Consider the following 5697-nt stretch of genomic DNA (forward strand, 5'->3'; position numbering starts at 1 on the left):
TGGCCTTCGGCTTGCAATGTCCTGGCTTGAGTTGCTGCCGAGCGCGGACAACCCCCAGACCAGCATCACTATCCATGGTGTGCCCTACACGGCCACTCTGGGGCCATCAGGCAGGGAGAACGACATTTACCTTTTCCAGCAATAGGGTGGAGATGGATCGAGCAATAGATGCCAGTCGTTCTTACATTCTAACTTTGCGGTTACAATTGCTGTCAAAGCTGATTAGAGGGGCGACATTGTCAGCCAGTTACAAACGCGACGCTGGCTCTGATGATCAGCCCCGATCCGACCGGCTGGGCCGGGTTGAAAGGGCGGAGCGGGGGCGGGTGAGGGGCACCCATCGGCTTTAGCTTTAAGACGATGCGATCGACGCCTCACTCGGCAGCATCGCGCTTTGCCAGCGCAGCTTTACGGCGTTCGATGACGGCCGGATCGTTCGTAAAATCCTTCCGCCGTCCCGGACCGTGAGCCCGTCGCACATAGCCGTTCTTCTCGCTATTGCTCTTTACCACAGGCTTCGATTGCTGTAAGCATCCGGTGAAGGACGCAGGTCAGGCCGCTTGAGCATCCAGCGCCGTCGGCGTCCAGTTCCACGGAAGCAATTGTTCCAGTTTGCTCGTCGGCGTGTCAGCGATGTTGGCGAGGACATCAGCAAGCCAGGCTTGCGGATCGATGTCGTTGAGCTTTGCGCTCATGATCAGCGTCGCCATGAAGGCTGCGCGATCAGCACCACGATCCGATCCGGCGAAGAGCCATGACTTCCTTCCGAGAGCAATGCCCCGTTCATTCTGCCCATGTCGGCGATGAAGTCGAGGTTCACTATCGCTGGCATCCACATTTTGGCCAGAAGGTTTCCATTCGTCGCGTCGAAGAACGAGCGACAGGCCGGTTTTTGAAGGTTCTGGGGCCGACAGGTGTCGTCATCGCGATCTCAGGGTGGATGATCGATCCCGTGGTCTGCCGCGGCATGACCATGGGAACGCCACGCGTCGATCTTGCGACGCTAATCGAATTGAACAGGCTGGTCTCTGGCGGCAGCAAAGCGGCACCCTTCCGAAGTGGACGTAGAATCACTCAGGAGGACCATGATGAGATCCCGCAATACGCTGGTGCCGGCGTCGGGCCGGCAGCTCGACCTGATATTCAAAACTCGGATGCTCGACGGACTGAGCGACAAGGAACGCAAGAAGGCGATTTCAACGCTGGCTTGCCTGCTGATGCAGGCCGCAGGCCTCGTCGTCGAGGAGGTCAACGATGACCAGCACTGATTTGATTCCGACAGCGCTGCTCGCGCGCAAGGCCGTCGTTTATGTGCGGCAATCCACGCAGTCGCAGGTTATAACCAATCTGGAAAGCCAGCGACGGCAGTATGATCTTGTTGACATTGCGCGACACCACGGCTTCAGCGACGTCGAGGTGATCGACGACGACCTCGGGCGCTCTGCCAGCGGAACCGTCGCCCGTCCGGGCTTCGATCGTCTCGTCGCCCTACTGTGCGCCGGCAAAGTTGGTGCCGTTTTCTGCTTCGATGCTTCACGGCTTGCGCGCAACGGTCGGGACTGGCATCACCTGCTCGAACTGTGCGGCCTGGTCGAAGCCCGCGTCATTGACCATGACGGCGTCTACAATCCATGTCGACCCAACGATCGGCTGCTGCTGGGAATGAAGGGCAGTATCAGCGAGTTCGAACTGGGCGTGCTGAGAGCCCGGATGCTCGATGCCGCCAGGTCGAAGGCGCGCCGTGGCGAACTGCGACTTTCCGTTCCGTTCGGCTACATTTGGCATCGGGAGGCCGGGCTTGGGCTCGATCCTGATCTGCGTCTGCAAGAGGTAATTCGATCCATCTTCGCCCGCTTCCACGACCTTGGAAGCGCGCGTCAGGTGCTGCTGTCGATGACGAAAGATCAGATTCACTTCCCTCGGCCGTCGGATGAAGGGCGCATGACCAACTTCGTATGGATGCCAGTACGTTATCGCAATGTGATCGGCATCCTCAAAAACCCCTTCTACGCCGGCGTTTACGTCTATGGGAAGAGCGAGAAGCGGACTGCCATCGTCGATGGACGGGCTCGGCGCAGTTACGGGCACGGCAAGCCCGTCGGTAGCTGGGAGGTGATGATCCGGGACCATCACGAAGGTTACATTAGTTGGGGCGAATACGAGCGTAACCAACAGCAACTGGCCCTCAATAATTATGGCCGCTCGGGTGGGACTAAATCGGGCCGCGGCGGCAAAGCATTATTATCAGGTCTCCTGACCTGCGGACGGTGTGGACGGCGACTGAGTGTTGCCTATACGGGAAATCCACAAAATCCTGTCTATCGCTGCTATAAACAGAACCTGATGATGGGCTTGCCCCGTTGCATGACGTTCGGCGGCTCGAAGGTCGATGCGGCGGTTGCGCGCGAGTTGTTGCGCGCGGTAGAACCATTAGCGATCGAGGCGACTTTTGAAGCAGAGCGGATGCACCGGGAGCGACAGGAAGACCAGCGCCACATTCACGATCTGGAGCTACAACAGGCCCGCTACGAGGCTAGCCTCGCCGAGCGCCGCTATGCGGCATGCGATCCCGACAACCGCCTGATAGCTGCACAGCTTGAGAAGAATTGGGAAACGGCGCTACGCCGCGTCCGTGATCTGGAAGTGCGCAGGCCTACCGAAAGTCCTTCAACCATCGAAGTTGACCCAGGCACTTTCGCAAACCTCGCCGACAATCTGCAGGCGGCCTGGGAGTCGCCGGATGTCACCATGCGCGTGCGCCAGCAACTGCTACGTACATTGATCGCCGACATTGTTGTCGATGTCGATGATGAGGTGCGCGACGTGGTGCTGACCATCCATTGGAAAGGCGGTCAGCATTCGGAGCTCAAGGTTCGCAAGCCCCAGACGGGTGAACACGGGTGCGCCACAACGGAAGATGCTTTGGCAGTGATGCGGAGCATGGCAGGACGCTGGTCCGATGAACATATCGCCGCGTCGCTCAATCGAATGGGAATGCCCACGGGGCAAGGAAAAACCTGGACTGCACACCGGGTCGCTTCCGTAAGGCGGGTCCGGGCCATTCACGCGTACAAATCAGCCGATAAAGAGGGCGAATGGCTGACCATGACAGAGGCGGCGGCGGTTTTGGGCGTGACCAACCACCGAATACGCCACCTGATCAAGACGAACGTGTTGTCTGCCGAGCAGGTGGTTCCCGGCGCGCCGTATCAAATCCGGGCCAGCGACCTGACTTCGGCGACCGTCCAAGCCGCGATAGCCCGAAAGGGCCGCCCGTGTCGCATTGCTGACACCGAGACGCTTCCAATGTTTACAGATACTTAAAGAGGGAGTGCACAATGACTCAGGTCCGGCAAAGCCTCGCAGCGCCCGCTCGGCTGCATTGTTCGTCAGGCAAATTCTCCCATCTTCCAGGAATGACGTGAAGCCGTCCCAACGCTTCAGCATGTAATCGATAGCCTCGGCGACAGGAGAACTGCGCGACAGCTTTGCCCGCTCGGTCCGCATCCAGTCCTCGAGTTCTTTGACGAGTGAGAGGCTGTCGATGCGACGGCGCTGCAGGCGTTCGTCGGCGGCAAGCCCGTTGATCTCCCGCTCGATGTCGAACAGGGCATCGATCCGTTTGACAGCCTCCAGCGCCAGCGGCGAGATCGGCATGGCACGGCTGCCGCGTTTGGCATTCGTGGCAATGTCAGCGAGCACAAAGAACTTGCGGCGTGAGTGCGCCCAGCACAGTGCCTGCGTCAGCGGATCGGGATCGCGGTCAACCTTGAACAGGGGATTGTAGCCGCCATAAGCATCCGCTTGCAGAATGCCGGTGAAGGTCTTCAGGTGGCGCTCGGGATGCTCCTGCCGCCGGTCCCGCGACGCATAGTAAAGAGCTGCGGGTGGTGACTGCCCGCTGAACGGTCGGTCATCCCGGACATATGTCCAGATGCGCCCCGTATCGGTTTTGCCTTTCGCCAGGATCGGCACGGTGGTGTCGTCGCCATGCAGCCGCTCGGCGGCCAGAACATGCGCCTCGATCAACGAATGAATGGGCTTCAGCGCCGCCGCGCAAGCACCGACCTGGTCGGCCAGTGTCGATAAGCTGAGGTCGATCCCCTCTCGGCCATAGCGCTCGCTCTGGCGGTTCAGCGGTTGATGCTGGGCGAACTTCTCAAACAGGATCATCGCCAGCAGGTTCGGCCCGGCAAAACCGCGCGGCGTCACATGGAAAGGTGCGGGCGGCTGAGTGATCTTCTCGCATTCGCGGCAGGAGAACTTCTCCCGCACAGTCTGGATGACTTTCCACTGGCGCGGGATCACCTCCAGCGTCTCGGTGATGTCCTCGCCGAGCTTCGACAGCCTGGCGGAACCGCAGCAGCGGCAACTCGTCGGGGCGGCGATGACGACGCGCTCGCGCGGCAGGTGTTCGGGAAACGGCTTCCGTGATGGACGCTTTCGCTCGAACGCCCGGACTGTAGAAGCCTTGGCAGCAATCTCCGCCGCCAGTTCGTCTTCACCAGCGTCGGCTTCGAGTTCCTCGAGTTGCAGCTCCATCTGCTCGAGAAGTCGCGCCTTGCGCTCGGACCGGCTGCCGTAAAGTTCACGGCGAACCTTCTCGATCTCCAGCTTCAACCGCGCGATCAGCGCTTCTGAATGTGACACGAGCGCCTTGGCACTGGCGGCTTCCGCCTCGGCTTTCATACGCCAGGCACGCTCTTGCGCCAGCAGTGCAAGCGCACTGGCAAGATCGTCAGGAAGCTGTTCGGCCGCATCGTTCATGGTAGGATGGAATCATATTCGACCCAGCCATTCCAGTGCTTTTGCTCATCCTGCCGACGTCGGTCGCCAGGTTTTTTGCGGCATCCGCCAGTCTATACCTTCCAGCAGATAACCGAGCTGCGCCGGTGTGATCACCACCGATCCATCTGCCGCCGACGGCCAGACGAAGCGTCCGCGTTCAAGCTTCTTCGTAAACAGGCAGGCTCCCTGGCCGTCATGCCAGATGACCTTGATCAGGCCACCACCGCGACCGCGGAACACGAACAGGTGTCCGCACATCGGATCGCGCTTCAGCGTCTCCTGCACCATCAGCGATAGACCGGGGAAGCCTTTGCGCATGTCCGTATGGCCTGTCGCCAGCCAGACCTTCACACCACTCGGAACCGGGATCATCTCCGTTCCAGCACGACATCGAGAATGCGGCCCAGCGCCTCGGTATCGATGTCGCTGTCCACGCGAATACGACGGCCCCGACCCAGCTCAATCGTCACATCGCTACGCTTCCGGCGGGACTGCGATGGGGCAGGCGGCCCCGAGGGAATGGGCGTGGCTGGAGGCGCGGCCTCGGACAGGATCACCGGCACCAACGTGCTCGCCATTTCCGTCTTCGGCTCCTCGATTTGGCAAAGCTCCTTGCGCCAACGGAAAAGCTGGCTGACATGGATACCGGCCGCACGGGCAATCTCGGAAAGCACCGCATCTGGCTCAAAGCAGGCCGCAACAAGCCGCTCTTTGTCTTCCCGAGACCAGCGCCGTCGGCGCTCGACAGACGTGATCACTTCAATCGGATGCTTCGTCATAGGACTACTCCTAGTGTTTGGTAAGCGGCAAGCTGAGACCGTTCAGCGCGCGTAATTCCACGGCATGAGTGCATCGAGATCGCTGCTCGACCAGCCGTTGGCGATCCGCTCAAGTGTTTGGGTGAGCCAA

At 60.2% G+C, this 5697-nt stretch carries 5 protein-coding genes and 3 pseudogenes; 2 read left to right on the top strand and 6 right to left on the bottom strand.

From position 1 onward, the window contains the following. Positions 1 to 374 precede the first annotated feature (374 nt). Positions 375 to 527 (bottom strand): annotated as a pseudogene (locus tag MOV76_RS38070) (ISNCY family transposase); the annotation flags it as partial. Between the two features lie 24 nt (positions 528 to 551). Next, positions 552 to 782, bottom strand: a pseudogene (locus MOV76_RS38075) (transposase domain-containing protein); the annotation flags it as partial. Between the two features lie 306 nt (positions 783 to 1088). Here MOV76_RS38075 and MOV76_RS38080 point away from each other — a divergent pair. Together MOV76_RS38080 and MOV76_RS40205 are read left to right on the top strand one after the other, a co-directional pair. Further along, a complete protein-coding gene (locus MOV76_RS38080; RefSeq protein WP_077994911.1) occupies positions 1089 to 1268 on the top strand; it encodes a hypothetical protein in 180 nt (59 codons plus the stop codon). Further along, positions 1255 to 2352, top strand: a pseudogene (locus MOV76_RS40205) (recombinase family protein); the annotation flags it as partial. The gene MOV76_RS38080 and the pseudogene MOV76_RS40205, both read left to right, overlap by 14 nt. 723 nt (positions 2353 to 3075) lie before the next feature. Here the strand turns inward: MOV76_RS40205 and tnpC are convergent. From tnpC to MOV76_RS38105, 4 genes are all read right to left on the bottom strand, one after another. Then, complete coding sequence (gene tnpC, locus MOV76_RS38090) at positions 3076 to 4767, bottom strand: IS66 family transposase (protein ID WP_309506894.1); 1692 nt, start codon at positions 4765 to 4767, stop codon at positions 3076 to 3078. Positions 4768 to 4812: 45 nt separating this feature from the next. Beyond that, positions 4813 to 5160 (bottom strand): IS66 family insertion sequence element accessory protein TnpB, encoded by a 348-nt coding sequence (gene tnpB / locus MOV76_RS38095; protein ID WP_008536947.1) that lies wholly within the window; start codon positions 5158 to 5160, stop codon positions 4813 to 4815. Further along, on the bottom strand, positions 5157 to 5567 hold the full coding sequence (gene tnpA, locus MOV76_RS38100; RefSeq protein WP_077994909.1) for an IS66-like element accessory protein TnpA: 411 nt from the start codon (positions 5565 to 5567) through the stop codon (positions 5157 to 5159). Before tnpA ends, tnpB begins: the two co-directional genes overlap by 4 nt. 42 nt (positions 5568 to 5609) lie before the next feature. After that, a partial coding sequence (locus MOV76_RS38105) for a transposase domain-containing protein (protein ID WP_247266499.1) occupies positions 5610 to 5697 on the bottom strand: 88 nt, incomplete at its 5' end.

This window comes from Rhizobium sp. PRIMUS64 (genome assembly GCF_023006465.1).
Lineage (GTDB): Bacteria > Pseudomonadota > Alphaproteobacteria > Rhizobiales > Rhizobiaceae > Rhizobium > Rhizobium leguminosarum.

Excerpts from the sequence above, each read along its gene's own strand:
- MOV76_RS38080 (WP_077994911.1), top strand. The coding sequence starts at position 1,089 with ATGAGATCCCGCAATACGCTGGTGCCGGCGTCGGGCCGGCAGCTCGAC.
- tnpC (WP_309506894.1), bottom strand. The coding sequence starts at position 4,767 with ATGAACGATGCGGCCGAACAGCTTCCTGACGATCTTGCCAGTGCGCTT.
- tnpB (WP_008536947.1), bottom strand. The coding sequence starts at position 5,160 with ATGATCCCGGTTCCGAGTGGTGTGAAGGTCTGGCTGGCGACAGGCCAT.
- tnpA (WP_077994909.1), bottom strand. The coding sequence starts at position 5,567 with ATGACGAAGCATCCGATTGAAGTGATCACGTCTGTCGAGCGCCGACGG.